The following is a 25,219-nucleotide window of genomic DNA, read 5'->3' as shown; positions in this document are numbered from 1 at the left end:
CAACTATGGGAGGGGGCTTGCCCCGATAGCGGTGGACCAGTCAACTCATCTGCTGGCTGAGCCACTGTCATCGGGGGCACGCCCTCCACATTGACCGAGTGTCAGCCGTAGAAGTGCGGACGATCCGGCAAGCTCACCTTGACGATCTGCTCGCTGTTCTGCGCCTGGATACACGCATCCGCCGCTACTGCCGCCGCAAACCCATCCCACGCCGACGGGCCGCCGACTTGCCCGGCGCGCACGCTGTCGATAAAGGCCTGCAACTCAACGTCATAGGCACCGATAAACCGATCCTTCCAGTCCATCAGAATCGCGTTCGACAGCTTCGCGCCGCTGCGCATCTGCACTTGTGAAGGCTCCGGCAATTTGGCGATACCGGTCTCCCCCACCACTTCGCACTGGATGTCGTAGCCGTACTGGCAGTTAACAAACACTTCGACGTCGATGCGCGTGCCCTTGACGGTTTCCAGCAGCACGATCTGCGGGTCACGCAGGTGGGCCAGGGCCTTGCTGGTCTTGCGCGGGAACACCACTTGCACCGACACGTAGTCGTCGTTGAGCAACCAGCGCAGCACGTCCAGTTCGTGGATCAGGGTGTCGGTGATCGCCATGTCGGTCTTGTAGTTCTCACCCACCGTCGGGTTGCGGTGCGCGCAATGCAGCATCAATGGCTCGCCGATCTGGCCGCTGTCGATCACGGCCTTGAGGGCGCGATAGCCTTCATCGTACGGGCGCATGAAACCCACTTGCACCAGGCGCTTGCCGTGGGCCACTTCGGCCTCGACGATCTTGCGGCAGCCTTCGGCAGTCACGGCCAGGGGTTTCTCACAGAACACCGGCTTGCCGGCGGCAATGGCGGCGAGCACGAATTCTTCGTGGCTCGGCCCCCAGGAAGTGACAAGAACGGCCTCGACCTGCGGCGAATTGATCAGCGCATGGCCGTCCGGGTACACCTCGGCGTCCAGCTTCAAATCAGCAACCACCTTGGCGGCTTGCTCAAGGTTGATATCGGTGACCGCCACCACCTGGCTGTTGAGCAGGGTCTGGCTGCAACGACGAATATGGTCACGGCCAATGGCACCGGTACCGATCACTCCAAGCTTCAACGACATACAAACACTCCTCTTGTTATTAGTACTGCCGGGCCTTGGCCAGACGTTCGTTCAATTGTTTGGCCACCGCGTCAGTACGCGCGCTGGTAGAGACCTGCGCCACACCGACCCGCCACCACGACAGGTATTTGTGGATCATCGTCTTGGGCAGCACCTTGATATCGATCAGGGTCGACACCGTTTGCGTACGAGCATCGGCCAGCGCCGCCTGCAACTGCTCAATGCTGCTGACCTTGTAGGTCTTGCAGCCATATGCCGCCGCGCTCATGGCGAAATCCACCGGTACAAAACCGCCATCGAGCTTGCCGGTTTCTGGATTGCGGAAGCGGAACTCGGTGCCGAAGCTGTCCATGCCGTGTTCCATCTGCAGGTTGTTGATGCAGCCAAAGGTCATGTTGTCGAGCAGCACCACGTTGATCTTGCGGCGCTCCTGGATCGAGGTGGCCAGCTCAGAGTGCAGCATCATGTAGGAGCCATCACCCACCAGGGCGTAGACCTCACGCTGCGGCTCGGCCAGCTTCACGCCCAACGCAGCGTTGACCTCATAGCCCATGCATGAATAGCCATACTCAACGTGGTAGGTATTGACCCCCTTGCTGCGCCAGCTACGCTGCAAATCACCGGGCAAGCTGCCGGCCGCCGCGACGATGATTGCGTCGTCGGCCAGGGTTTCATTAAGTACGCCGAGCACCCGGCTTTGGGTCAGGCAGGAGCCGGTCAGCTCGATAAATTCGCGCAGGACGGCGGGGTCCATATGGTCGTTGATTTCCGGAACGAAATTTTCCGTCTGGTAGTCAGCCTGGTAAATCCGGTCCACCTCGGCGTCCAGCTGCGCCTTGGCGTCCCGGGGCTGGTCCGCCCAGTCGGAGCGATAGTCACCCAGCGCCTGCGCCAACGCTTCCAGACCGACCTTGGCATCCGCCAGCAACTGCACGCCGTCTAGTTTCAGCGCATCGCAGGCGCTGATATTGAGGTTTAGAAACTGCACCTCAGGGTGCTTGAACAGTGACTTCGAGGAGGTGGTGAAATCGGTATAGCGTGTGCCGATCCCGATGATCAGGTCCGCTTCGGGCGCCAGCAGGTTCGCCGCCAGGCAACCGGTCTCGCCGATCCCCCCCAGGTTCAGCGGGTGGCTGGAGACCACCGCACTCTTGCCCGCCTGGGTTTCAGCGAAGGGAATGTCAAAACGTTCGGCAAACGCCTGCAACGCAGCATTCGCGCCGGAATACTTGACTCCGCCGCCGCAGATGATCAGAGGCTTGCGCTTTCCACGAAAGGCCGCGAGCGCATCGGCGATCATCCCGGCGGTGGCTGGCCGACGGTCGATCCGGTGCACACGTTTTTGCAGGAAGTAATCAGGGTAATCCCAGGCCTCGGCCTGCACGTCCTGAGGTAACGCGAGAGTCACCGCGCCGGTCTCCGCAGGGTCGGTGAGCACGCGCATGGCGTGGATCGCCGCGGTCATCAGTTGCTCGGGTCGATTGATGCGATCCCAGTATTTGCTGACGGAGCGGAAGGCATCATTGGTGCTGATACTCAGGTCGTGGAACTGCTCGATCTGTTGCAGCACCGGGTCGGGCTGGCGGCTGGCGTAGACGTCGCCGGGCAACAACAGCAACGGAATCCGATTGGCGGTCGCGGTCGCGGCAGCGGTCAGCATATTTGCCGCGCCCGGACCTACGGAGGACGTGCACGCATAGATCTTGCGGCGCAGATGCTGCTTGGCAAACCCAATGGCGGCGTGGGCCATGCCTTGCTCGTTGCGGCCCTGATGCACCACCAGGTCACCGCTGTCCTGCTCCAGTGCCTGACCCAGGCCCAACACATTGCCGTGGCCGAAAATGGTGAAAATCCCGGCGACAAACTTGCTCTGCACGCCGTCGACTTCGATGTACTGGTTATCCAAAAACTTCACCAGGGCCTGGGCCATGGTCAATCTTGTTGTACTCATGTCGCGCCCCTTAACGATTTTGCAGGTGGGCGATGCTTGCCCCCAACGCCTGCTGGATATCCGCCAACTCATGCACGCTGGTCGCAAACGGCTCGAACGACAGGTAGCCGCCGTAACCGGTGCTGAGCAAGGTGTCGATCTGCGCGGTATTGCCGAGGATGTCGCCCTCGCCCACCAGCACACGGTGGCCGTCGCGAATCGAGTTGAGCGGCGCGTCGGCATCTTCCACGCCGGAGATATGCACCAGGCCGGTCAGCTCCGGGAAGAACTCGTGCTCATTGGCCAGGTGATGGTGAAAGGTGTCGTGCACCACACGGAACACATCCAGGCCGCCGATGGACTTGATCGCATCCACCGCCACGCGCTTGCGGCGCAGGGCGGATTCTTCGAAGCCCAGGGGTTCGACGAAACCGAGAATCCCGTACTCGCGCAGGATCGGCGCCAACTCGCTCAACGCCGTGCGCAAACCGGCGGCGCGCTGGGCATCGTTGCGCGTGTCGCCCGGCTCATTGAGCGGGCACATCACCAAACCCTGGGCGCCGCATTCACGGGCGTAGGTGGCGAGTTTGATCGCCTGGGCGCGGCGCTCGTCGTTCCACACATCAAAGGGGTACAGCGCGTTGATCGACAGCACGGTAATGCCCTGCACCGCGCACAACTCACGCACGCGGCTGGCCGGGGTGCCGTACTCGATTTCACGGTTTTTCAGGTCATTGCGAATTTCGATGGCATCGCACTTGAGCGCGGCCGCCAACTGGATGAAATCCGGCAGGGACAGGTTGGGTGCGACCATGCGGTTCAAGGCAAAGCGTAGAGGCGACTTCATTGTTGTTCTCCGTCCAAAACCGCTTAAAGGTCCAGCAGCCAACTGTGCTGCGGGTCGTTGTGGAAATGCCAGGCGCGCTTGGGGCCCGCCATCACGTTCAGGTAATAAGACTCGTAGCCGTACGGCACGCTGACCGGGTGATAACCCTTGGGCACCACCACCAGGTCGCTGTTTTCCACGGCCATGGCCTGGTCGATGCTGCGGTCGTCGGTGTAGACCCGCTGGAACACAAAACCCTGGGGCGGGTTGATCTGGTGGTAGTAGGTTTCTTCCAGGAAGCTCTGGTGCGGCAGGTCGTCGGTGTCGTGCTTGTGCGGCGGGTAGCTCGACGAATGCCCCGACGGCGTGCGCACTTCCACCACCAGCAGAGAATGGGCCGGCGAAGTGTCGGGCAGGATGTCGCACACATAGCGCGTGTTGGCGCCTTTGCCACGTACGCTGCGCTTGCAGTCTTCGGGGCGGATCAGGCGTGGTTCGTAACCGCCGGCACCGGGGGCGGCGCAGACGGCAATCTGCACGTCGCTCAAGGCGGTCACCTGAGCCTCGGTGCCCGGCGGCAGGTAGGCGGCGAACGGGGACTTTTCCTCGAACACCGACTGGCGATCGCCGAGGTTCTGCCAGTTGAAGCCCTCGCCTTCGATGTTCACCCGGCCGCTGAGCAGCACCAGGCACAGCTCTTTATCGCCAGCGCTGACCGGCAGGGTTTCGCCCAGGCTCAGGCGGTAGGCTTTGAACCCGACGTATTCCAGTCGGCCCTCTTCCAGGGCAACCATGGTTTGCCCGCGTTTGCTGCTTTTGACCAACAGGCTCATCACTGGGTCCTCTCTGTGAGCAGAGCGCGCAGGGTGTCATAACCCTTTTTCGCGTAGATATAGCTGGGCGCCACTGCCGGATCCTGCTCGGCTTCCACCACCAGCCAACCTTTGTACTTCGCCACGAGCAGCACATCGAGCAGCTCGGCAAAGTCGATATCGCCATCGCCGGGAACGGTAAACGTGCCGTTGACGATGCAGTCGGGAAAGCTCCACATCTGGTTGCGTGCCAGTTGCACCACCGGTTTGCGCACGTCCTTGAAGTGCACGTGGCAGACGCGGTCGATGTGCTTGCGCAGCACCTCCAGCGGCTCGCCGCCACCCATATAGCAGTGCCCCGAATCGAACAGCAGGCCGACTTCCGGGCCTGTTCTTTTCATCAACTGGTCGATGTCTTCCGGGGACTCGACGTAGGCGCCCATATGATGGTGATAGGCAAGACGTACACCTTGGGACAGGGTGAAACGCGCCAGTTCGGTGAGCTTGTCGGCGTACTCCTGCCACGCCTGCTCGCTGTGGAAACGCGGGCGTTCGATCAGGCGAATGCGCGAGCCCTGGATCGAATCGGCCACCTCGCCGTAAACCAGCACGTTGGCGCCGTTCTGTTTCAGTAATTCGACGTGAGCGGCGATGGCTTCGATTTCTTCGGCCACCGAACGGCGGGCCAGGCGGCTGGAATACCAGCCGGAGACCAGCGCCAGGTCATAAGGGCGCAGTACATCGCCGACGCCCTTGGCGTCCTTGGGGAATTTGCCGTTGAGCTCAAAACCTTCGTAGCCGATTTCCTTGCCCTCGCTCAAGGCGGTGCTCAGCGCGTTTCACCGCCCAGGGCTGGCAGGTCGTCGTTGCTCCAGGAGATCGGGTTGATGCCAATTCGGATTGCGGGCATGGCTGCACCTTTATTATTTTCAGGTATCACTGAGATCTGCTTTATGTGGGAGGGGGCTTGCCCCCTCCCACATTGGATTGCATTTCAAATTAGGAACTGGATTCAGGTTCGAGCACTGCGCCAGGCATTGATCAGTTGCTCAAACGTCGCCTGTACTTGCTGGATCAGGGTTTCATCATCAATCTCCCCCGCCATCCACGCCTTGCTCGGCTCCTGGAAAATCGTGCGGCCCACGGCAAACCCACGGCAAGTGGTGCTCTGGCTGGCTTGCTGGAAACCGTCAGCGAGAAACTCCGCCGAGGCATTCAGACCCAGCAACACCACACCACGGCAGTACGGGTCGCGCTCCTGGATCAGCGCATCGAGCTTTTTCCAGTCCTCGGCCGACTGCGCTTCGATCTTCCACCACGCCGGGTAGATGCCCAGGTTGTACAGGCGCTTGAGGCTGCGGTAGAGCGCGTCCGGGTAGGTGGACGGGTGATCCTTGGGCGGGATGACTTCCAGCAGCAGTTCATGGCCGCTGACCAGGGACGCGTCATACACCGCCTTGAGTTGGGCTTCTTGTTCCAGGCGCAGCAAAGGTTCGTCATCCGGGTGGAATTGCACCAGGCACTTGATGATCTGTTCCTGGGGCCAGGCGATCAGGTTGCTGCCAATCGAACGTCCATGCTCGAAGGCCAGGGGCCGCGAGTTCTGCACTTCCACCGGGCGTGCGATCCACCAGCCACGGCCACTGGCGGCGTTGAGCGCGTCCTGGCCGAAACGCTGGTCGGCCAACAGGCCCACATCGGCGGCGACGCCCTGCTCGGCGAGCTTTTTTTCCACCCGTTCGATGGCCTGGATAAACAGTTGCTTGATATCGCTGATGCGCGCCGGATCCTGGCCGCCGCGCTGCGCCAGATCGACCAATTGCCAACGGTGGTCGAAGGCAAAGATGAACAGTTGCTTCCATTGCTTGCGCGGCACGCTGACACGGTGCAGGCGTTGCAAGGTCACGTCCTGGTCCGGCCGGGTGATCGGCACCGGGCTGTTGAACAGGTAATCCAGCTCGGCCGGCGTCGGCATGGCCGGGGCACAGGCGTGGCGCGAGACCACCAGGCCGCCGCAGGCATTGGCCAATTGGCTGCAACGCTCGTCGCTGGCGTCATTGATCCAACCGCTGAGGAAGCCCGACATAAACGCATCGCCGGCGCCCAGCACATTGAGCACTTCGACGCGCACGCCGGGGTAGATCGCGCCGTCTTCCAGGCGCGCAGGAATCGCCCCGTGAATCACCGTGCAACCCTGCGGGCCGAGCTTGACCACCAAGGTGGCGGGCGTGAGTTCGCGCACCGTGCGCAGTGCGGTGAGCAGGTCTTCACTGCCACCGGCGATCAGGAATTCTTCTTCAGTCCCGACGATCAGGTCGAAACGCGGCAGGATTTTCTGCACATGCTGGCTGACGTTCTGGTCCGCAACAAACCGCGTCTCGCCATCCGCCTTGCCCGCCAGGCCCCACAGCACCGGGCGATAGTCGATATCCAGCACGCGCTTGACGTTGTGCTTGGCCGCATAGTCCAGCGCCTGGATGCTGGCCTTGTACACGCCATCGGTGGAGAAATGCGTACCGGTGATCAGCAGCGCCTTGCTGGAGGCAATAAAGGCTTCGCTGATGTCTTCGGCGCGCAGGGCCATGTCGGCGCAGTTTTCGCGGTAGAACACCAACGGAAAGGTTTCGCGGTCCTTGAGGCCCAGCAGCACCAGGGCGGTAAGGCGTTCCGGATCGACCTTGATGCCGCTGACATCACAGCCTTCGCGGGCCAGGGATTCCACCAGGAAGCGACCCATATGGTCGTCCCCCACGCGGCTCAGCATCGCCGACTTGAGGCCCAGCCGGGCAGTGCCGAAGGCGATGTTGGCGGAGGAACCGCCGAGGTACTTGGCGAAGCTGGACACGTCCTCAAGCCGCGCACCTACTTGCTGTGCGTAGAGGTCGACGCCCAGGCGCCCGAGGCAAATCAGATCCAATTGACGCCCACTGGCAAAACGAGTCTGGCCCATGCTGGCTCCTGTTATTTTTATCAGCCTGCGTGGTGCCGCCGTGGTGACGGCACACGCTCTTGGTGAGAGCAGACTAGAACGTCCGGCGGCCGCAATCAATATTTATTCCAGAATTATTTTTAGTGGAATATTTTTTCCAATAAGCCAGCATAATGGCACCCCAGCCCGCGTGCATCGTTTCAGCAGCCCACGGGGGCCGTGATGCCGGGGTATTTTTTTGCGCCTACCCTGTAGACTTGCGCCACCCATCAGCGCATCAGACGAACACGCCAGAAGGATTGCCCATGTCCCGCACCGATCCCGAGACCACCCTGGAAGCCCCACTCGCCAGCACTCCGGTCAATGCCGAACGCCTGTTGCAGCTGATCACCGACGAATACGAAAGCCTGCCGCGCCAGCTCAAGCGCATTGCCAGCTACATGAGCCAGCAGAGCGACCGGATCATGGTCGACCGCATCAGCGACATCGCCCGGGAATGCGAAGTGCATCCGTCGGCCATCGTGCGGTTCTCCCAGCGTTTCGGCTTCAGTGGTTTCAGTGAGATGCAGGCGCTGTTTCGCGAGGCCTACACCCACAAGACCACGCCGGTACAGAACTACCAGCAGCGCATTCGCAGCATGATTGCCAACAAGTCGCAGAAAGCCAGCGGCGGCGACCTGGCGCGTGAATGCGTCAACGCCACGCTGTCGGGTATTGAGCGCCTGGGGCTGGAACTGGATGACGTCGCGTTCGACAAGGCCGTGGACCTGGTGGTCAACGCCGACAATATCTACGTGGTGGGTGTGCGTCGTTCGTTCGCGGTGGCCGACTACCTGGTCTACAACCTGCAGCACACCAACAAGCGCATCCACCTGATCTCGGGCCTGGGCGGCAGTTACCGCGAGCAGATGCGCAGCGTACGCGCCAATGACCTGGTGATCGCCATCAGCTTCACGCCGTATGGCAAAGAAACCCAACACTGCCTGCGCATCGCCCAGCACCATCAGGCCAAGACCCTGATCATCACCGACAGCAACCTGTCGCCCCTGGCCAAGCGGGCGAACGCGGTGTTGTTGGTGAATGAAGGTTCGTCGTTTGCCTTCCGCTCATTGAGCGCAACGCTGTGCCTGTGTCAGGCGTTGTTCATCGCGGTGGCGTATCGGTTGGAATTGAAGGTGGATGAGATTCACGAGCAGGTTGGGTTCGACGACTGACTATCAAATATTGCAGGCCAAATGTGCGAGGGGGCTTGCCCCTCCCACGCTTGACCGAGATCAGTGCATGAAGATTGCGATCAGGATGATCACCGGGATCGGCACGCCGAGGAACCAAAGCAGTAATGAGCGCATGTTGTTCTCCTTGAATTAACCAACGTAGTTTTCGGTTTCGACGTACACCACCGCGTCGCGACGACGACCACCAAAGGTCGCAGCGAAGCTGGCGAAGAACGCACCGATCAACAGAGCGACAAAGGTCCACAGCGAGGTATACGCAGCGACTTTCGCAGCGGTATCAGCGGCCTGCTTGGCTTTGAGCTTGGCGTCTTCGACGGCTTTACGGGCATCGCCATAGACCTTGTCGATACGCGCCTCGGCGTCGGCCTGGCTGAGGTTGGTGCGCTGGCTGATCAACTGCGCCAGGTAAGCACGGTCCTCAGCGGCCAGTTGGCCATCGTTGCTCAGGGTGCGAGTGAAGATGCGCGCTACCACACCGTGGGCCGCGTCATCGCTGACCGCAACCGGGCGGTCATCACGGAACAGGCTGTCGACGTAATAGTCGAAGTCGCCGCCGTTGACGCCTTTGGCCGCGCTGCCCGCTGCTTGCGTGATTCCGCTGGCGGCGCCCGCTGCGACACTGGCGCCGGCTTTCACACCACCGCTCACGACGCTGCTGACCGAACCGACCACCAGCACGGCGGTGATCAACGTCGCGACCGCCCAGGCCAGGAAGCCATGGGCCGTGTCACGAAAGTACACCTCGTCGCCATGCATGCCGGACCACTTAACGCGCAAACGTCCGGCGATATAACCGCCCAACCCGGATGCGACGATCTGGGTAAACGCCAGCCAGACAATGGTGGAAATGCCAAGCCCCTTGGCGCTGATACCGCTATCGGCCCACGGCGACACCGCCGAAAAACCCAGGCCGAAACCCAGCAGTACCAGGATCAACGACAGTGCAGCCGCCGCAACGGCCCCGGCAAAGATCGCCCCCCAGGAAACCCCGGAGTGCGTGCTCGACGCTTGCAGCGTGGATGAGGATGTGATCATTGTTGTTGTGCTCCCGGCAGGAAAAATAGTGTTACAAGTCTCAAAAGGGACAGTGCAGGCACCATGCCAGTCGGCAAAAAAATAAATACTCCTATTTTTCAATAAGTTAAATAAGTTGAACTTACTCAATCCATGCAAGTTGCAAGAGCGGCGGCGGGAAGGCGTGCGTTATGCATTCCCCTGAAAAAACCTGCGAGTTTGCCAACATGAAGTTTTATTTAGGAAGCGTTCAGCCATTTCTTGGCAAAATGCCCCCACTTCTAGTGTGAATCGCTCACCAGGTAATCCCTATGACCCGCATTTTGACCATCGAGGATGACGCCGTAACGGCCCGCGAGATCGTCGCCGAGCTGAGTAGCCATGGACTGGACGTAGACTGGGTGGACAACGGCCGCGAAGGCCTGGTCCGCGCCGTGAGTGGTGATTACGATCTGATCACCCTCGACCGCATGCTGCCCGAACTGGATGGCCTGGCCATCGTCACCACCCTGCGCACCATTGGGGTGTCGACGCCGATCCTGATGATCAGCGCCCTCTCCGACGTGGACGAACGCGTGCGCGGCCTGCGCGCCGGCGGTGATGATTACCTGACCAAGCCATTCGCCTCCGATGAAATGGCCGCCCGCGTCGAAGTGCTGCTGCGGCGCAAAAGCACGGTCAAGGAATTCGAAACCGCCCTGCGCGTGGCCGACCTGGAACTCAACCTGATCAGCCGCGAAGCCAGCCGCGCCGATCAGCCTCTGAGCCTGTTGCCCACCGAATACAAACTGCTGGAATTCCTGATGCGCAACACCGGGCAGATCCTGTCGCGGATGATGATCTTCGAGGAAGTCTGGGGCTATCACTTCGACCCGGGCACTAACCTGATCGACGTGCACATCGGTCGCCTGCGCAAGAAAATCGATCCACCGGGCCTCACGCCGTTGATCCGCACGGTACGAGGTTCGGGTTATGTCATTGCTGAACCCCTCTAAAGGCTGGCGTTCTTCCAGCAGCCGTTTACTGGCGCTGTACAGCTCGCTGTTCGTAGCCTGGAGCTGCATCCTCATGGGGGTGCTGTATTACGAAGTGTCCGGTTACCTGAGCGACCTGTCGCGCCATTCGCTGATGCAGCGCCAGCACCTGTTCCAGCGCTTTGACGGCGAAGAACTGGTGGAAGCGTTGACCACCAGCATGACCTTCGACATGAAGGGCGTGGACGCCTACGGCCTGTTCGACGAGCAGTTCCGCCCCTTGAGCGGGCCGATCCGTGCGATCCCGCCGGACCTGCCGCTGGACGGCAAGATCCACGCCCTGTCCAACTGCGTCGACTCCGACGACCCCAAACTGCCCAAGGACAGTTGCGACGCCGTGGCCACCCACACCGACGACGGTCGCTGGCTGGTGCTGGTGCGCGCCAACGGTTCGCTGTTTGGTGTGACGCGAATCATCTGGCATGCCTTGCTGTGGGCGCTGTCACTGACGATCATCCCCGGCGCTGCCGGCTGGCATTTACTGCGCCGCCGTCCGCTGCGGCGGATTCGCGGGATCCAGGCCAGCGCCGAAGCCATCGTCGCCGGCGATCTCACCCACCGCCTGCCGCTGTCCAACCGGCGCGACGAACTGGACATGCTCGCGGCCATCGTCAACGCCATGCTCGACCGCATCGAGAAGCTGATGAACGAGGTCAAGGGCGTGTGCGACAACATCGCCCACGACCTGCGCACCCCGCTCACCCGCCTGCGGGCGCAGCTGTACCGCATCAAGCAGCAGGCCGAAGCCGAGTCGCCCCATGCGCTGCAACTGGACGACGCCATTGCTGAAACCGACACCCTGATGGCGCGCTTTCGCGGGCTGTTGCGTATCTCGGAACTGGAAGATCACCAGCGTCGCTCGGGCTTTCTGGTGATGGACCCGCTGCCATTGCTGCGCGAGTTGCACGACTTCTACCTGCCCCTGGCCGAAGAAGGCGAGTTGCAGCTGGTACTCGACACGCCGGAGTCCTTGCCTTGGATCACCGGCGACCGCGCATTGCTGTTTGAAGCCCTGGCCAACCTGCTGAGCAACTCGATCAAGTTCTCTCCGGCGGGAGGCAAGGTGATCTTGCGTGGGGTCAACGATGGCGGCAGCACCCGCATCGAAGTCCATGACTCCGGGCCAGGCATACCGGCGGCGGAACGCAAAGCGGTGTTCCAGCGGTTTTATCGCGTGGATGAGAGCGACCAGCAAGGTGGGTTCGGCTTGGGCTTGTCGATCGTCGCGGCGATCATCAACTTGCATGGGTTCAGGTTGGAAGTGGGCACCAGCGCGCAAGGCGGTGCGCGCCTGATCCTGGAGTGCCGCCAGCAACTGATGCCCGAAGCCTAAGGCCAGCGGGGTCCACATGTGGGAGGGGCTTGCCCCCGATGGCGGTGTTTCAGTCATTCATCAGGTGATTGATACTCCGCTATCGGGGGCAAGCCCCCTCCCACCTTTGGCCTGCATTGCCTGGTAGATCAGCTCAGAAATTCGCCCGCAACGCCTCAACCCCGCCTTTGTAAATCCCGGCAAACAGCGCTTCCACCGCCGCCTCCGTAGTACCCGGAGCCGGCGTGAACACACCGGACCAAGTCACCTTCGCCGACGATTCGCCCAACGCCTCAACCTGCACCGTCGCCAGGTATGCCGTCACCGGAAATGGCGATGTCTCGATGGTGTAGCTGTAGGTGCGCGCCACGTTATCAAAGGTCTGCAAACGCTCGACGATCGAACCACCGTCGGCGGTGGTCAGGTGGCGCAAGCGGCCGCCTTCGCCCGGCTCGCTCTTGGCGATCAGCGGCAACCAGTCCGGCAGGCTGTTGAAGCCGCCCACCAATTGCCAGACCGTGTCGGCCGATACCGGGATTTCAATCACTGCTGAGGCTGTTGGCACGATAAATACTCCAGAAAATAAACAATCGGATCGCGCAAGGCTGTCGGCTTGCACCGCCGCCCAGGGTGGCGTACGAACGCGGTGAAACACTGTACGCCACCCGCTTGCTCACTTCATCCCCAATTGACGCCGGACGTTTCCCGCTGCCGGGCATGACAGACGACGCCCTTCAGACGTCTGACGGGCGCCTGCGAAATGAGACAATGCGTGCCGAATTGACAAAGATCCCGATCCCGATAAACACCAACCCAATAGCCGCCCACTGCCCCAGGCTCAGTTGCTCGTCAAAAAACAGCCACGACGTCAAAAGGCCGGAGACCGGCACTATCAGTGACAACGGCGCGACCATAGACGCAGGGTACTTTTTCATCAGGTTGTTCCAGACCCAATAGCCGCCGAGGGTAGTGATATAACACTGGAACACGATTGAAAACCCCGCACTCCAGGTCATGTCGTCCCAGAGCGTCTCGAAGGGCCGCAGACCGTTGAACCAGATTGTCAGCAGGAAAATCACCGGCACGGCAAACAGGCTCGACCACACGATAAACGCAATCATGTTCCCGGGTTTTTTCACCTTGACGATCAGGTTACACAGCGACCATGAAAACCCCGCCAACAACACCAGCAAGATCCCCTGCGTGGTCGATACCTTGTCCGACAGCTGCAGGATCAGCAGCAATCCGCTCACCGAAATCACCATCGCGCTGATATGCACACGACTGATCGCCTCGCGCAGAAACAGGCCACTCAGCACGATGGTGAAAAACGCGCTGAATTGCAGGAACACCGACGACATCCCCGCCGACAGCCCATTCGCCATCGCGATGTTCACGACACCCCACAACCCGGAGCCGAACAACACGCCGTAGGTCGCCAGAGTGGCGTAGGACACCCCGATCGGTCGCTGGATAAAAAACACCAGGGGCAGCGCGCAAAAGGTGAACCGCAACAACGTCAGCAAAAACGCGTCCAGGGACTGGAGCCCCAGGCCGATCACCGAGAAGTTGGCCCCCCAGATAACGGTGACCGCGATGCCGGCGAACAAGTCGATCCTGGTCAGTTTCACTCCGCACGCCCCTCCAACGCCTTCGGCTTGATGCCGTGGTAGACGAAGTTGTCGAAGTCTTCGTGCCGATAGGTGTCGTGGCGCTCGTAGTAGTTGTACACCACCGAAAGCTTTTGCTCGGTGAGCGTTGGTTCACTGTCATGCAGGGTCTTGCGGCCCTGCATGATCAGCAGCGAACCTTTTTTGGCGTGGATCCTGTTGTGCTCTACCCAGGGCTCTTTCTTGCTCGGGTGGGTGCGCTCGATCTGCATCCGCAAGGGCGCTTCGCGGTTGGTCGTCAAGAACAGCAGAACGGTAATGCCGTTAGTGTCGTAATGCAGTCCAAGGGTGCCGCCGCCGGGCGGGTAGGCCTTGATATTGATATCGGAGAGCGGGTAAGGCGACACCACCGTATCGGTATGGGTGACAAGACTCACCAGCGGCACCAGGCTGTGATAAACCGCAGTCAATTCCGGCAAATGCCTGCGGATATCGTCGCCTTTGAAAATAAAGTGGTTATAGGCACCACCAAGGTCCGAGACAGCGTCCGTGCCCAGGCTCTCGTGCTTGACCCAGTCGACACCTTGCTGCGCGATGATGCCGTTCACCCGCGCAGCCAATGCATCGCACAAGTCGTCGGGGACAAGGCCGTCTATGACGGTGGCGAGGTTGTAGAAAAAGTCATGCTGGTGTTTGTTGATGTCGAACATTTCGTGACTCCCTGTGCTGAAAATTGAGCGGCAGACAGGCCGCGCACTCAAACGGGAGCAAAATCTACTAAAACGATTCACTGCCAGTAACTATCCGTACGGACAGTAGAAAAACCATAGGAAAAGTGTCTTGGGAAAAGTACCTCATGCTTTCCTCAATGGCTGACACCTAATTAAACAAATGGGTTAAATCCACTCCCGCAAGCGATACCACGCCATGCCCAACGCCAGCAGCGGCGAACGCAGCGCCTTGCCGCCGGGAAAGGTCATATGCGGCACCTGGCTGAAAACATCCAGGCCCTGGCTGTGACCCGCATGAATCGCCTCGGCCAGCAGCCGTGCGCACCAGTGGGTCACGTTCAGCCCATGGCCGGAATAGCCTTGGGCGTAGAACACATTCGGATACTGCTGCAACCGTCCGACTTGGGGGAAACGGTTGGCGGTGATGCCGATCTTGCCGCCCCACTGGAACGCGATGGCGGTGTCCGCCAGTTGCGGAAACACTTTGAGCAGCTTGGGCTGCATGTACGCGGCGATGTCCGACGGATCGCGCCCGGAGTAATGGCAGGCGCCGCCGAACAGCAGGCGACGGTCGGCCGACAGCCGGTAGTAATCCAGGCCGACTTTCTGGTCGCACAGCGCCAGGTTCTGCGGGATAAGTTGGTTGGCCAGCGCCTGGGACAGCGGTTCGGTGGCGATGATATAGCTGCCCGCCGGCAACACCTTGCCGCTCAAGCGCGGTTCCAGCTCTTCCAGGTGCGCATTGCAGGCCAGCACCAGGCTGGCGGCGCGCACCGTGCCAGCGGCGCAGCGCACGTGCACGGTGTCGCCGTGGATCAGCTCCAGCACTTGGGTGTGCTCGAAGATTTGCACGCCGAGAGACTCGGCCACCTGCGCCTCGCCCAGCACCAGGTTCAATGGATGCAAATGCCCGGAGCCCATGTCTACCAGGCCACCGGCATACACCGTCGAGCCCACCACCTGCGGCATATCCTGTGGCCCGACCAGGCGGGTTTCATGGGTATAACCCAATCGCCCAAGGCCCTCCTGCTCCGCCTTGAACGCCGCGAACTGCGCCGGGGTGTTGGCCAGTTCGCAGAAGCCCCAGCGCAGATCACAGTCGATGCCATGCTCCCGAATGCGCTTCCCCACCAGCGCCACCGAGTCGATGCCGGCGCGCTGCAGGTAACGCACACCCTCCTCCCCCACGTATTTGGCGAACCCCGACACATCGTGGCCGATCCCGCGGATCAACTGCCCGCCATTGCGCCCGCTGGCGCCCCAACCGACGCGCCGGGCCTCCAGCACAATCACCGAGAGCCCGCGCTGAGCCAGTTCGATGGCGGTGTTGATGCCGGTAAACCCGGCGCCGATTACGCACACATCGGCCCTCAGGTCGGTGTCCAGGCTCGGCCGCTCAGGCATGGCATTGGCCGTGGCCCGGTAATAGGACCGGGCGTGGTCGTTGGACTGGATCATTTATTGGTCTTCACTTTGCTCCAGGCGCGGGTCATCAGGCGCATGGTCGCCGGGGTCGGCGTGGTGGAAATATAGAGTTTGTCGAGCACTTCCTGGGACGGATACACCTCAGGGTTGTTCACCAGTTCCGGGTCCATAAAGGCCTTGGCCGCCGGGTTGGCGTTGGCGTAACCCACCGAGGCACTGACCTTGGCGATCACCTCGGGGTCGAGCAGGTAGTTGATAAACGCGTGGGCCTGTTTCGGGTTGCCGGCGTCGGCAGGAATCGCCAGCAGGTCGAACCACAGGTTGGAGCCTTCCTTGGGAATCGAATAGGCGATATTCACGCCGTTCTTGGCTTCCTTGGCGCGGTTGGCCGCCTGGAACACGTCGCCTGAATAACCGAAGGCCACGCAGATATCACCGTTGGCCAGGTCCGAGATGTACTTGGACGAGTGGAAATAGGTGATATACGGGCGCAAGGTCAACAACTTGGCTTCGGCTTCCTGGTAGTCCTTGGGGTTCTCACTGCGCGGGTCCTTGCCCAGGTAGTTGAGGATCGCGGGGAACAGCTCATCCGCCGAATCGAGGAAGGCCACGCCGCACTGGTTGAGCTTCTTGAGGTTCTGCGGTTCGAACAGCACCGCCCACGAATCAATATGGTCGATGCCCAGCACCTGCTTGACCTTATCGACGTTGTAGCCGATGCCGTTGGTGCCCCACAGGTACGGCACCGAGTGCGCATTGCCCGGGTCGTTTTTCTCCAGCAGCGCGAGCAGCTTGGGGTCGAGGTTCTTGAAGTTGGGCAATTGCGCACGGTCGAGCTTGAGGAACGCGCCGGCCTTCACCTGCCGCGCCAGGAAGTGATTGGACGGCACCACCACGTCATACCCGGTACGCCCCGCCAGCAACTTGCCCTCCAGGGTCTCGTTGGAGTCGAACACGTCATAGATCACCTTGATCCCCGTCTTGGCCTGGAAATCGGCCAAGGTGGTCTCACCGATATAGTCGGTCCAGTTATAGACGCTGACCGTCGGCGCGGCCTGGCTGGCGCTGCTGAAGGCGGCCACCAGGGCCAGCGGGAGAAGCTTGTTCACAAGACGCATATCGACACCCCTTTATGATTGTTTAGACGCTCAACAGCAGGAACTCACGCTCCCAGGAACTGATCACCCGCTTGAAATTCTCATGCTCGGCGCGCTTGACCGCCACGTAGCCGCGCACAAACTTGTCGCCCAGGTACTGCTTGACCGTGTCGCAGGCCTCCATCCGCGCCAGTGCATCTTCGAGGGTCAACGGCAGGCGCAGGTTGCGCCGCTCATAGGCGCGTCCCTCTACCGGGGCGCTGGGCTCGATCCCTTCGACCATGCCCAGGTAGCCACACAGCAGGCTAGCGGCAATTGCCAGGTACGGATTGGCATCGGCGCCCGGCAGGCGATTTTCCACGCGCATGGCGTCGGGGCTGGAGGTCGGCACACGCAGGCCGACGGTGCGGTTTTCTTCGCCCCACTCGACGTTGACCGGGGCCGAGGTGTCCGGCAAAAACCGCCGGAACGAGTTCACGTTGGGCGCGAACATCGGCAGCAGCGTGGGGATGTACTTTTGCAGGCCGCCGATGTGATGCAAAAACAGCTGGCTCATGTTGCCGTCGGCATCGACGAACACCGGTTTGCCGGTGGCGATGTCCACCACGCTCTGGTGCAGGTGCATGGCGCTGCCCGGTTCGTCGGCCACTGGTTTGGCCATGAAGGTGGCGGCCACGTTGTGCTTGAGCGCGGCCTCGCGCAGGGTGCGTTTGAACACGGTGATCTGATCCGCCAGATCAAGGGCGTCGCCGTGGCGGAAGTTGATCTCCATCTGCGCCGGGCCGTCCTCGTGGATCAGCGTATCGAGGTCCAGGCCTTGGGCTTCGCACCAGTCGTAGACGTCTTCGAACAGCGGGTCGAACTCGTTGGCGGCGTCGATGGAAAACGACTGGCGTCCCGTTTCGGCGCGACCGGAGCGACCTACCGGGGTTTTCAGGGGCAAGTCCGGGTCTTCACAGCGCTGGGTCAGGTAGAACTCCATTTCCGGCGCCACAATCGGCTGCCAGCCCTGGCCGGTGTACAGCTGCAGGACTTTTTTCAGCACATTGCGTGGCGACAGTTCAATGGGGTTGCCGTGCTTGTCGAAGGTGTCGTGGATCACAATCGCGGTGGGTTCGATGGCCCACGGCACCACGTAGGTGGCGTTGGCCACCGGGCGGCAGACCATGTCGATGTCAGCCGGGTCGAGCAGGTCGTAGTAGATGTCGTCGTCGACAAAGTCCCCGGTCACCGTTTGCAGCAGCACACTTTCCGGCAGGCGCATGCCTCGCTCATGCAGGAACTTGTTGGTGGGCGCAATCTTGCCGCGTGCGATGCCAGTCAAGTCACTGATCACGCATTCGACTTCGGTAATCCTGTGTTCTTTCAGCCAGGCGGCCAGCTGATCGAAGGGGGCATTCATAAGGACCTCGGCATGGGTTGGCTGCACCGTCGGCTTGTACTCGCGGCGCATTGAGGTCTATCTTGGGCCAGCCTTCGAACGGCATCTATCCACTTTGCACGCAGCACAACGCACCAATAGAGTGCGCACGGATTCTTCATGACACTGGCAACCGCTTTGCGCGTACAGGCCTTCGCCACCGGTGATGTGGCCGCCCAATGCAATGCAACACCTGGCTGGGTGCAGCAGTACCAGCAGATGTCCCCCGGGCACTTTGCCGGGCGCATCCGCTACCTCGATCTGCAGGGCGTGCAGGTGTACGAAGAGTGCATGAACACCCGCGTCGAGCAGCATTTCAATGCGCCCCCGGGCTCGCTGGCGTTCTGTTTCGATGGCAGTGACAACGCGCTGTACCTGCTCAATGGCGAAAGCCGCAATACCTGGATCACCCCGGAAAACTACCGCGAAGTGGCGGTGGTGTTCGGCCCGCAATTCGTGCAGCGCCATGGCTTGGATGTGACCAAGCTGGAAGGCCTGTTCATGGCCCCGCTGACCTGCCAGCAGAACGCGCTGTTCAGCCGCTGGCTCAGTGGTACGCTGACGCGCTTGTCCACGGTCGTCGACCCGGTTTCCTTCACTCGGCAACTGCTTGACGACTGCCTGTTCATCCTCGACAACGCCTGCGTCTGCCTGGATCGCAGCTCATTGCAAAAACGCAGTGAAGAACGCCAGTTGATGGCGCGCATCGGTGAGTGGGCGGCGGATGCGCCGGATGAAACCGTCAACCTGCTGGAACTGGCACAGATCGCCGGCGTGCCCTTGCGCCAGCTGCAGCAAGGCTTCAAGACCTACACCGGGATGAGCCCGGCGCAGTGGTTGCGCTTGCGCCGCTTGAATGGCGCACGGCGGGAGTTGCTGACCGCAGTCGACCGCACCGTGGCCGAAGTGGCGATGAATTGGTCGTTCTGGCATTTGGGGCGGTTCTCACACAGCTACCGTGCGCTGTTCAAAGAGCTGCCGAGCGAGACCCTCAAGCGCTCCTGAGGACATGCGGCTTTTATGGTGAGCGAAATTCTGTGGTGAGCAGGCTTCTGTGGTGAGTGGACTTCTATGGTGAGTAGACTTCTGTGGTGAGTAGACTTCTGTGGTGAGTAGACTTCTGTGGTGAGCGGGCTTGCCCCGCGCTGGGTGGCGAAGCCGCCCCAAACCATGCGACCGGGTTCTGGCTGATACTGCGCGGTGTGTTGATTGGGGCGGCTTCGCCACCCAGCGCGGGGCAAGCCCGCTCACCACAACGACGGTTCACCCGTCGGTGCGGCCATTTTCAATAACTTGTAAAACCGCGCCGTTATGCCTAGCTTATGCGCCCCCCGCCCTGCGCTTTAAGGCCCTGCCCCCATGGTTTTGCGTTTTCGTCCCGTCGTCACTTCCCGTTTCGCCCTCGGTCTGCTGCTCAGCGGCGGTATCGGCAACAGCCTCGCGGCAGAGATCGAACTGCCGGCGGTGAAGGTCCAGGGTCAGGATGAATCGGGTTATCGCGCCGATACCGCCTCCGTCGGTGGCTTCAGCGAAACACCGCTGCTGGACACCCCGGCCTCGATCACCGTGCTCAACGCCGCCCTGATCAAGGACCAGCAAGCGCGCCTGCTCAGTGAAGTGCTGCGCAACGACGCCTCGGTGGGCGACAGCTATGCGCCGATTGGCTACTACGAAAACTTTGTGGTGCGCGGGTTCTCGCTGAATGCCGCCAGCAGCTACAAGATCAACGGGCGCACCATCACCGGTGAGCAGAACGTTGCCCTGGAAAACAAACAACAGGTGGAAGTCCTCAAGGGCCTGGCCGGGCTGCAAAGCGGGATTTCCGAACCCAGCGGCGTGATCAACTACGTCACCAAGCGCCCGGAAGATGTGCGCTCGGTCACCCTGTCCACCGATGATCGCGGCAGCGGCTACATCGCCACCGATGTCGGCGGTTGGTTTGGCAGTGAGCAGCAATTCGGCCTGCGCGCCAACGTGGCCCACGAAGACCTCAATTCCTATGTGGAGCACGCCAATGGCCAGCGCGACTTTGTGTCCCTGGCCTTCGACTGGAACATCAGCCCCGACGCCGTGCTGCAACTCGACGCCGAATACCAGAACAAGCAACAACGTTCGGTGCCGGGCTATCAATTGCTCGGCGGCACCGAGGTGCCCCACGACGCGTCGCCGAAAAAACTGCTCGGCCATCAGAGCGGTTCCAGGCAGGTCGGCATCGATTCGCTGAACCTCAACGGCAAGTTTGAATACCGTTTCAGCGATCAGTGGAAAGGCAGCGTCAGCGCTGCGCGCAGCAAGGTGGTGATCGACGACTACAGCTCGTTTGCCTGGGGCTGCTACGGCTCGACCAGTTGCACGGCCAAGGTGCCAAACACCTTCAGCCCCGAGGGCAACTACGACGTCTATGACTACCGCAGCCCCGACGACACCCGGCGCGACGATGAAGCCCAGGCGGCCATGACCGGGCTGTTCGACACCGCAGGTATCGGCCATGAGCTGACCTTCGGCACCAGTGCGTTCCGCCGGGTAATCGACAAGCGCAAGTCGGTCAACGAGTACATCGGCACCAGCAACATTGACGAAGACACGCCGACGTTCACCCCCACCGACAAACCGCTGAATGACAGCCACCGCAACCTCGACAGCCGCCAATACGGCGTGTTCGTCACCGACCGCATCCGCTTCAACGAGCAATGGCAAACCATCCTCGGTGGTCGTGAAGTGCGCCTGGATGAAAAGGCCTTCAACGGCGAAACAGGCAACCAGACCCGCCATACCCAGCAATACGTGTTCCTGCCCCAGGCGTCGCTGATCTACAAACCGATTGAAAACGTCTCGCTCTACACCAGCTACAGCAAGGGCCTGTCCCTGGGCGGCACGGCGCCGTGGTTCGCCACCAATGCCGATGAAACCCTCGCCCCCACCACCTCCCGCCAGATCGAAGCCGGCGTGAAATACGACTGGCGCCGCATCAGCTTCGCCGCCGCCGTGTTCCAGACCCGCCAGGCCTATCAGTACGCCAAGCCCGACGCTGCCGGCGACTTCACCTATGTGCAGCAGGGCGAGCAGAAAAACACCGGGTTGGAACTGTCGGCCAACGGCTGGGCCACTGAACGCCTGCAAATCTCCACCAGCGTGGCAGCCATCCGCGCACGGGTGAGCGGCAGCGGCACGCCGCAATACGAAGATCACCAGGCGATCAACGTGCCGAAGCTGCGCGCCAGCGTCTACGCCGATTATGCGTTGCCGTGGGTCAATGGGTTGGCGGTACTCGGCGGCGTGCAATACAGCGCCAAGAAGTACGCCAACCGCAGCGGCAATGTGGAGGTGGGGGATTACGCGGTGGTCAATGTCGGCAGCCGTTACACCACCAAGGTGGACGGCTATGAGACGGTGTTGCGCCTGAGCGTCGACAACCTGTTCGACAAACGCTACTGGCGCGACGCGGGCGAGTACATGGGTGATGACTATCTGTTCCAGGGCGCGCCTCTGACGGCGCGGCTGAGTGCGTCGGTCAACTTCTGAGGCTTACTTGGGCATCTTGCGAAAACCCACCGCCAAGCGGTTCCAGCTGTTGATGGTGGCAATCGCCACGCTCAGGTCGATCTGTTCCTGGGCGCTGAATTCGGCGGCCAGCGCATTGAAGTCTTCATCCGGGGCGTGGGTCTGGCTGATCAGCGTCAGGCTTTCGGCCCAGGCCAGCGCCGCACGTTCGCGTGGGGTGAAGAACGGCGTTTCACGCCAGGCCGACAGGGTGTACAGGCGCCGCTCGGTCTCGCCGCCCTTGCGGGCATCGGCGGTGTGCATGTCGAGGCAGAAGGCGCAGCCGTTGATCTGCGACACGCGCAGGCGGATCAGTTCCAGCAACGGCAACTCGATAGAGAGTTTGCCGACCGCCGCTTCCAGGGCAAGCATGGCTTTCATGGCGTCTGGGGATGCGGTGTAGAAATCGGTACGGGTTTGCATGGTGGAACTCCAGGACGGTGGGATTGGTGGCTAGGTTAGTCACCGTCGCAGCCGCGAGGAATATCCAATTACGGGGAAGATCAGGTAGCCAATGCATCAGCCCGGCAATGGAATCACCCGCAACGGCCGCACCGACTTATAGGAAAAACTCGAATAGATCTCCTTGACGCACGGCAGCGTCTGCAACACCTCCCGCGCAAACTCGCCAAACGACTCCAGGTCCTTGGCCACCACTTCGAGCAAAAAGTCATAGCGCCCGGACACGTTATGACACGCCACAATTTCCGGAATCTCCAACAGCCGCTGCTCGAACGCCCGGGCGATGTCCTGGGTGTGGCTCTCCATCATGATGCTGACGAACGCCGTCACCCCATACCCCAGCGCCTTGGGCGAAAGAATCGCCTGGTAACCGCTGATCACCCCGCTCTCTTCCAAGTTACGTACCCGACGCCAGCACGGTGAGGTGGTCAGGGACACCCGGTCGGCCAGTTCGGCCACGGTTAGACGGGCGTTGCCTTGCAGGGCGTTTAACAAGGCTTTGTCGGTGCGATCCAGCGTGACGGGCATGATGTGCCTCTGTTTGTTGTTTTTAAGGTTTTTTCATCCCGGAACGCGGGATTTGTCGGCAAAGTTTGGAAAATCCAACTGTGGTTATGAGCATAGCATTGTAGGAAATAAGGAGCGCCCGACATGAACAATAAACACCATGCATTCGGCTTTTCCACCCGCGCCATCCACCACGGCTACGACCCCAAGGATCATCACGGCGCGCTCGTGCCACCGGTCTACCTGTCGGCCACGTTTGCCTTCCCCACTGCCGAATACGGCGCCGCGTGTTTTGCCGGCGAAGCCAGCGGCCACTTCTACACACGCATTTCCAACCCGACCCTGGCGCTGCTGGAGTCGCGCATGGCCACCCTGGAAAACGGCGAGGCGGCGGTGGCGTTCAGTTCCGGCATGGGCGCGATTGCCGCGACGTTCTGGACCCTCTTGCGCCCAGGGGATGAGGTGATCGTCAGCCAGACCCTCTACGGCTGCACCTTCGCCCTGCTGCACCACGGCATTGGTGAGTTCGGCATCAAGGTGCGCCATGTGGACCTCACCGACCTGGCCGCCCTGCAAGCGGCACTCAGCCCCGCCACCCGCATGATCTACTGCGAAACCCCGGCCAACCCCACCCTGCAATTGGTGGACATCGCCGCCGTGTCCGCCCTCGCCCATCAACAGCCGAATGTCACAGTCGTGATCGACAACACTTACTGCACGCCGTACCTGCAACGCCCGCTGGAACTGGGCGCGGATGTGGTGGTGCACTCGGCCACCAAATACCTCAGCGGCCACGGCGATATCACCGCCGGCATCGCCGTGAGCAACCTGGCCACGGCCCAGCGCATTCGCTTGCAAGGCCTCAAGGACCTGACTGGCGCGGTGATGTCGCCCCAGGACGCCGCGCTGCTGATGCGCGGCCTCAAGACCCTGGCCCTGCGCATGGACCGCCATTGCAGCAACGCCCAGGCGGTGGCCGAAGCCTTGCAGGCACACCCGGCAGTGGAGTGGGTGACGTATCCGGGGCTGCGCTCTTTCGCACAGTACGAGTTGGCGGCCCGGCAAATGAGCCAGGCGGGCGGCATGATTGCGTTCGAACTCAAGGGTGGGATGGACACCGGTCGGCGCTTTATGAACGCCCTCAAGCTGTTCACCCGTGCGGTCAGCCTCGGGGACGCCGAATCCCTGGCCCAGCACCCGGCGAGCATGACCCACTCCACTTACACCCCCGAAGAGCGTGCGCACCATGGCATCAGCGAGGGGTTGGTGCGTTTATCAGTCGGGCTGGAGGATGTGGCCGACCTGCTGGCGGATGTGCAACAAGCGCTGGCCAAATGTGCTCGCACCTTGCCACGCCAGACGCTGATGGCGGCGCATGCGGTGAGATAAGTGCTGTGTTCCCCTCGCAGCGGTCAGACCACTCCGGCCGCCGTTGGCCGTGTTTAATCTGGTTTTTTTGGCAATTGGATCCCCATGCCGCCGCCAGGCTGTACTAGCATACGTCCTGCACTCGACATTCATGGACGAACTGATGAACTCACACCTGTTCCCACATATAGGCAAGGTCATCGCCAGCACCGGCAGTCGCCATTTCCCACGCATGCTGCATGACCTGATCCTCACCCAACTGGCCGTGGACGCCACCCATATCACCCAAATGCGCGTGAGCCCCGAAGGGCACACCCGCCGCAAGATCAGCCCGGTCTACACCGACTCGGTGGCGGCCCTGGGCGAAGCACAGCCCGCCGCACAACTGCACCTCACGCGCCGCAAGGACGACGTGCGCTATGTGCTGTCGGTGTACCGCTCGCACCAGTCCGAAAGCTTTTCGCCCCAGGAACGCAGCATGCTGCAGGACTTCTCCACCCTGCTGCTGCCCATGGTGGAAAAACACATCGCCGCGATCCAGCCCTGCAGCCAGGAGAGCGACCCGAAGGAGCCGCAAAACCAGGGCATCGACACCCTGCGCCGCCGCATTGAAGAGCGCCTGGTGCAATCGGGCCTGACCTTGTCCAACCGCGAGCTGGAAGTGTGCGTGGGCCTGCTGGCCGGGCGCACCGCGCCGGAGTTGGCGGAGCAACTGGCGTTGAAGGTCAACACGATTGAAAGCTACCTCAAGCGGGCGGCGATCAAGTTGGGGATCAGCGGGCGGCATTCGCTGTTGCGGTGGATGTATGCCACGGACGACATCACCAGTTAAACCGGTGGGAGGGGGCTTGCCCC

The 25,219-nt window shown here is 61.4% G+C and carries 22 protein-coding genes and 1 pseudogene; 8 read left to right on the top strand and 15 right to left on the bottom strand.

The window, feature by feature from the left end; translation table 11 throughout:
* Positions 1–101: 101 nt before the first annotated feature.
* From iolG to IQK56_RS09485, 6 genes and pseudogenes are all read right to left on the bottom strand, one after another.
* Positions 102–1,112: a bifunctional inositol 2-dehydrogenase/D-chiro-inositol 1-dehydrogenase gene (iolG, locus tag IQK56_RS09510; RefSeq protein ID WP_193863602.1), complete on the bottom strand. Its 1,011-nt coding sequence runs from the start codon at positions 1,110–1,112 to the stop codon at positions 102–104.
* A gap of 19 nt (positions 1,113–1,131) precedes the next feature.
* On the bottom strand, positions 1,132–3,063 hold the full coding sequence (gene iolD / locus IQK56_RS09505) for a 3D-(3,5/4)-trihydroxycyclohexane-1,2-dione acylhydrolase (decyclizing) (RefSeq protein WP_193863601.1): 1,932 nt from the start codon (positions 3,061–3,063) through the stop codon (positions 1,132–1,134).
* 10 nt (positions 3,064–3,073) lie between these two features.
* Positions 3,074–3,889, bottom strand: coding sequence for a TIM barrel protein (locus tag IQK56_RS09500; RefSeq protein WP_122307698.1), 816 nt, complete (start codon positions 3,887–3,889; stop codon positions 3,074–3,076).
* A gap of 23 nt (positions 3,890–3,912) precedes the next feature.
* A complete protein-coding gene (gene iolB / locus IQK56_RS09495) occupies positions 3,913–4,701 on the bottom strand; it encodes a 5-deoxy-glucuronate isomerase (RefSeq protein WP_122307699.1) in 789 nt (262 codons plus the stop codon).
* Positions 4,701–5,590: pseudogene (iolE, locus tag IQK56_RS09490) on the bottom strand (myo-inosose-2 dehydratase). Before iolE ends, iolB begins: the two are co-directional and overlap by 1 nt.
* Positions 5,591–5,692: 102 nt before the next feature.
* Positions 5,693–7,630: a bifunctional 5-dehydro-2-deoxygluconokinase/5-dehydro-2-deoxyphosphogluconate aldolase gene (locus IQK56_RS09485; RefSeq protein WP_150677372.1), complete on the bottom strand. Its 1,938-nt coding sequence runs from the start codon at positions 7,628–7,630 to the stop codon at positions 5,693–5,695.
* On the opposite strand from IQK56_RS09485, the gene IQK56_RS09480 reads away from it, so the two are divergent.
* Both IQK56_RS09480 and IQK56_RS09475 read left to right on the top strand, forming a co-directional pair.
* Positions 7,629–7,832 (top strand): hypothetical protein, encoded by a 204-nt coding sequence (locus IQK56_RS09480; protein WP_147479058.1) that lies wholly within the window; start codon positions 7,629–7,631, stop codon positions 7,830–7,832. The genes IQK56_RS09485 and IQK56_RS09480 overlap by 2 nt on opposite strands.
* Positions 7,833–7,914: 82 nt before the next feature.
* On the top strand, positions 7,915–8,823 hold the full coding sequence (locus IQK56_RS09475; protein WP_112194935.1) for a MurR/RpiR family transcriptional regulator: 909 nt from the start codon (positions 7,915–7,917) through the stop codon (positions 8,821–8,823).
* 150 nt (positions 8,824–8,973) lie between these two features.
* Here IQK56_RS09475 and IQK56_RS09470 read toward each other — a convergent pair whose 3' ends face one another.
* On the bottom strand, positions 8,974–9,879 hold the full coding sequence (locus tag IQK56_RS09470) for a hypothetical protein (protein WP_193901647.1): 906 nt from the start codon (positions 9,877–9,879) through the stop codon (positions 8,974–8,976).
* Between the two features lie 290 nt (positions 9,880–10,169).
* Between IQK56_RS09470 and IQK56_RS09465 the strand changes: the two genes are divergently transcribed.
* Together IQK56_RS09465 and IQK56_RS09460 are read left to right on the top strand one after the other, a co-directional pair.
* On the top strand, positions 10,170–10,853 hold the full coding sequence (locus IQK56_RS09465) for a response regulator transcription factor (RefSeq protein ID WP_010564812.1): 684 nt from the start codon (positions 10,170–10,172) through the stop codon (positions 10,851–10,853).
* Positions 10,831–12,225: a sensor histidine kinase gene (locus IQK56_RS09460; protein WP_122307062.1), complete on the top strand. Its 1,395-nt coding sequence runs from the start codon at positions 10,831–10,833 to the stop codon at positions 12,223–12,225. The genes IQK56_RS09465 and IQK56_RS09460 overlap by 23 nt, the downstream gene beginning before the upstream one ends.
* 133 nt (positions 12,226–12,358) lie before the next feature.
* Here IQK56_RS09460 and IQK56_RS09455 read toward each other — a convergent pair whose 3' ends face one another.
* The 6 genes from IQK56_RS09455 to IQK56_RS09430 form a co-directional block, all read right to left on the bottom strand.
* Positions 12,359–12,769 carry an SRPBCC family protein gene (locus tag IQK56_RS09455; RefSeq protein ID WP_193864038.1) on the bottom strand — a complete coding sequence of 137 codons (411 nt, stop codon included), beginning with the start codon at positions 12,767–12,769 and terminating at the stop codon, positions 12,359–12,361.
* Positions 12,770–12,938: 169 nt separating this feature from the next.
* On the bottom strand, positions 12,939–13,835 hold the full coding sequence (locus IQK56_RS09450; RefSeq protein WP_193864037.1) for an EamA family transporter: 897 nt from the start codon (positions 13,833–13,835) through the stop codon (positions 12,939–12,941).
* Positions 13,832–14,524, bottom strand: a complete 693-nt coding sequence (locus IQK56_RS09445; protein ID WP_150675320.1) for a hypothetical protein — start codon at positions 14,522–14,524, stop codon at positions 13,832–13,834. The genes IQK56_RS09450 and IQK56_RS09445 overlap by 4 nt, the downstream gene beginning before the upstream one ends.
* A gap of 186 nt (positions 14,525–14,710) precedes the next feature.
* On the bottom strand, positions 14,711–16,003 hold the full coding sequence (locus IQK56_RS09440) for an NAD(P)/FAD-dependent oxidoreductase (RefSeq protein WP_193864036.1): 1,293 nt from the start codon (positions 16,001–16,003) through the stop codon (positions 14,711–14,713).
* Positions 16,000–17,088 carry a polyamine ABC transporter substrate-binding protein gene (locus IQK56_RS09435; RefSeq protein ID WP_150761671.1) on the bottom strand — a complete coding sequence of 363 codons (1,089 nt, stop codon included), beginning with the start codon at positions 17,086–17,088 and terminating at the stop codon, positions 16,000–16,002. The genes IQK56_RS09440 and IQK56_RS09435 overlap by 4 nt, the downstream gene beginning before the upstream one ends.
* A 22-nt stretch (positions 17,089–17,110) precedes the next feature.
* The gene (locus tag IQK56_RS09430; RefSeq protein WP_193864035.1) at positions 17,111–18,469 is read right to left on the bottom strand and encodes a glutamine synthetase family protein; all 1,359 of its coding nucleotides are present in this window, start codon (positions 18,467–18,469) and stop codon (positions 17,111–17,113) included.
* A gap of 138 nt (positions 18,470–18,607) precedes the next feature.
* On the opposite strand from IQK56_RS09430, the gene IQK56_RS09425 reads away from it, so the two are divergent.
* Entirely contained in the window at positions 18,608–19,492 is an 885-nt protein-coding gene (locus IQK56_RS09425) for a helix-turn-helix domain-containing protein (RefSeq protein ID WP_122307058.1), read from the top strand.
* A 354-nt stretch (positions 19,493–19,846) separates the two neighbouring features.
* Positions 19,847–22,009, top strand: coding sequence for a TonB-dependent siderophore receptor (locus IQK56_RS09420; RefSeq protein WP_193864034.1), 2,163 nt, complete (start codon positions 19,847–19,849; stop codon positions 22,007–22,009).
* A 3-nt stretch (positions 22,010–22,012) separates the two neighbouring features.
* Here IQK56_RS09420 and IQK56_RS09415 read toward each other — a convergent pair whose 3' ends face one another.
* Both IQK56_RS09415 and IQK56_RS09410 read right to left on the bottom strand, forming a co-directional pair.
* The gene (locus IQK56_RS09415; protein ID WP_150675316.1) at positions 22,013–22,450 is read right to left on the bottom strand and encodes a carboxymuconolactone decarboxylase family protein; all 438 of its coding nucleotides are present in this window, start codon (positions 22,448–22,450) and stop codon (positions 22,013–22,015) included.
* A gap of 96 nt (positions 22,451–22,546) precedes the next feature.
* Entirely contained in the window at positions 22,547–23,017 is a 471-nt protein-coding gene (locus IQK56_RS09410) for an Lrp/AsnC family transcriptional regulator (protein ID WP_099585128.1), read from the bottom strand.
* Between the two features lie 123 nt (positions 23,018–23,140).
* Between IQK56_RS09410 and IQK56_RS09405 the strand changes: the two genes are divergently transcribed.
* Together IQK56_RS09405 and IQK56_RS09400 are read left to right on the top strand one after the other, a co-directional pair.
* Positions 23,141–24,385 carry a methionine gamma-lyase gene (locus IQK56_RS09405; RefSeq protein WP_193864033.1) on the top strand — a complete coding sequence of 415 codons (1,245 nt, stop codon included), beginning with the start codon at positions 23,141–23,143 and terminating at the stop codon, positions 24,383–24,385.
* Positions 24,386–24,527: 142 nt separating this feature from the next.
* Positions 24,528–25,196: a helix-turn-helix transcriptional regulator gene (locus IQK56_RS09400; protein ID WP_183140502.1), complete on the top strand. Its 669-nt coding sequence runs from the start codon at positions 24,528–24,530 to the stop codon at positions 25,194–25,196.
* Positions 25,197–25,219: the final 23 nt, after the last annotated feature.

The sequence above is a fragment of the Pseudomonas cyclaminis genome (assembly GCF_015163715.1).
In the GTDB taxonomy this organism is placed as follows: domain Bacteria; phylum Pseudomonadota; class Gammaproteobacteria; order Pseudomonadales; family Pseudomonadaceae; genus Aquipseudomonas; species Aquipseudomonas cyclaminis.
The sequence above is the reverse complement of the archived record's forward strand: the minus strand, read 5'-3'. Positions and strand labels throughout refer to the sequence as shown.

Excerpts from the sequence above, each read along its gene's own strand:
- IQK56_RS09430 (WP_193864035.1), bottom strand. The coding sequence starts at position 18,469 with ATGAATGCCCCCTTCGATCAGCTGGCCGCCTGGCTGAAAGAACACAGG.
- IQK56_RS09440 (WP_193864036.1), bottom strand. The coding sequence starts at position 16,003 with ATGATCCAGTCCAACGACCACGCCCGGTCCTATTACCGGGCCACGGCC.
- IQK56_RS09475 (WP_112194935.1), top strand. The coding sequence starts at position 7,915 with ATGTCCCGCACCGATCCCGAGACCACCCTGGAAGCCCCACTCGCCAGC.
- IQK56_RS09420 (WP_193864034.1), top strand. The coding sequence starts at position 19,847 with ATGGTTTTGCGTTTTCGTCCCGTCGTCACTTCCCGTTTCGCCCTCGGT.
- iolG (WP_193863602.1), bottom strand. The coding sequence starts at position 1,112 with ATGTCGTTGAAGCTTGGAGTGATCGGTACCGGTGCCATTGGCCGTGAC.
- IQK56_RS09410 (WP_099585128.1), bottom strand. The coding sequence starts at position 23,017 with ATGCCCGTCACGCTGGATCGCACCGACAAAGCCTTGTTAAACGCCCTG.
- iolB (WP_122307699.1), bottom strand. The coding sequence starts at position 4,701 with ATGAGCCTGTTGGTCAAAAGCAGCAAACGCGGGCAAACCATGGTTGCC.
- IQK56_RS09500 (WP_122307698.1), bottom strand. The coding sequence starts at position 3,889 with ATGAAGTCGCCTCTACGCTTTGCCTTGAACCGCATGGTCGCACCCAAC.
- IQK56_RS09435 (WP_150761671.1), bottom strand. The coding sequence starts at position 17,088 with ATGCGTCTTGTGAACAAGCTTCTCCCGCTGGCCCTGGTGGCCGCCTTC.
- IQK56_RS09465 (WP_010564812.1), top strand. The coding sequence starts at position 10,170 with ATGACCCGCATTTTGACCATCGAGGATGACGCCGTAACGGCCCGCGAG.
- IQK56_RS09470 (WP_193901647.1), bottom strand. The coding sequence starts at position 9,879 with ATGATCACATCCTCATCCACGCTGCAAGCGTCGAGCACGCACTCCGGG.
- IQK56_RS09460 (WP_122307062.1), top strand. The coding sequence starts at position 10,831 with ATGTCATTGCTGAACCCCTCTAAAGGCTGGCGTTCTTCCAGCAGCCGT.
- IQK56_RS09485 (WP_150677372.1), bottom strand. The coding sequence starts at position 7,630 with ATGGGCCAGACTCGTTTTGCCAGTGGGCGTCAATTGGATCTGATTTGC.
- iolD (WP_193863601.1), bottom strand. The coding sequence starts at position 3,063 with ATGAGTACAACAAGATTGACCATGGCCCAGGCCCTGGTGAAGTTTTTG.
- IQK56_RS09415 (WP_150675316.1), bottom strand. The coding sequence starts at position 22,450 with ATGCAAACCCGTACCGATTTCTACACCGCATCCCCAGACGCCATGAAA.
- IQK56_RS09425 (WP_122307058.1), top strand. The coding sequence starts at position 18,608 with ATGACACTGGCAACCGCTTTGCGCGTACAGGCCTTCGCCACCGGTGAT.
- IQK56_RS09400 (WP_183140502.1), top strand. The coding sequence starts at position 24,528 with ATGAACTCACACCTGTTCCCACATATAGGCAAGGTCATCGCCAGCACC.
- IQK56_RS09405 (WP_193864033.1), top strand. The coding sequence starts at position 23,141 with ATGAACAATAAACACCATGCATTCGGCTTTTCCACCCGCGCCATCCAC.
- IQK56_RS09445 (WP_150675320.1), bottom strand. The coding sequence starts at position 14,524 with ATGTTCGACATCAACAAACACCAGCATGACTTTTTCTACAACCTCGCC.
- IQK56_RS09480 (WP_147479058.1), top strand. The coding sequence starts at position 7,629 with ATGCTGGCTCCTGTTATTTTTATCAGCCTGCGTGGTGCCGCCGTGGTG.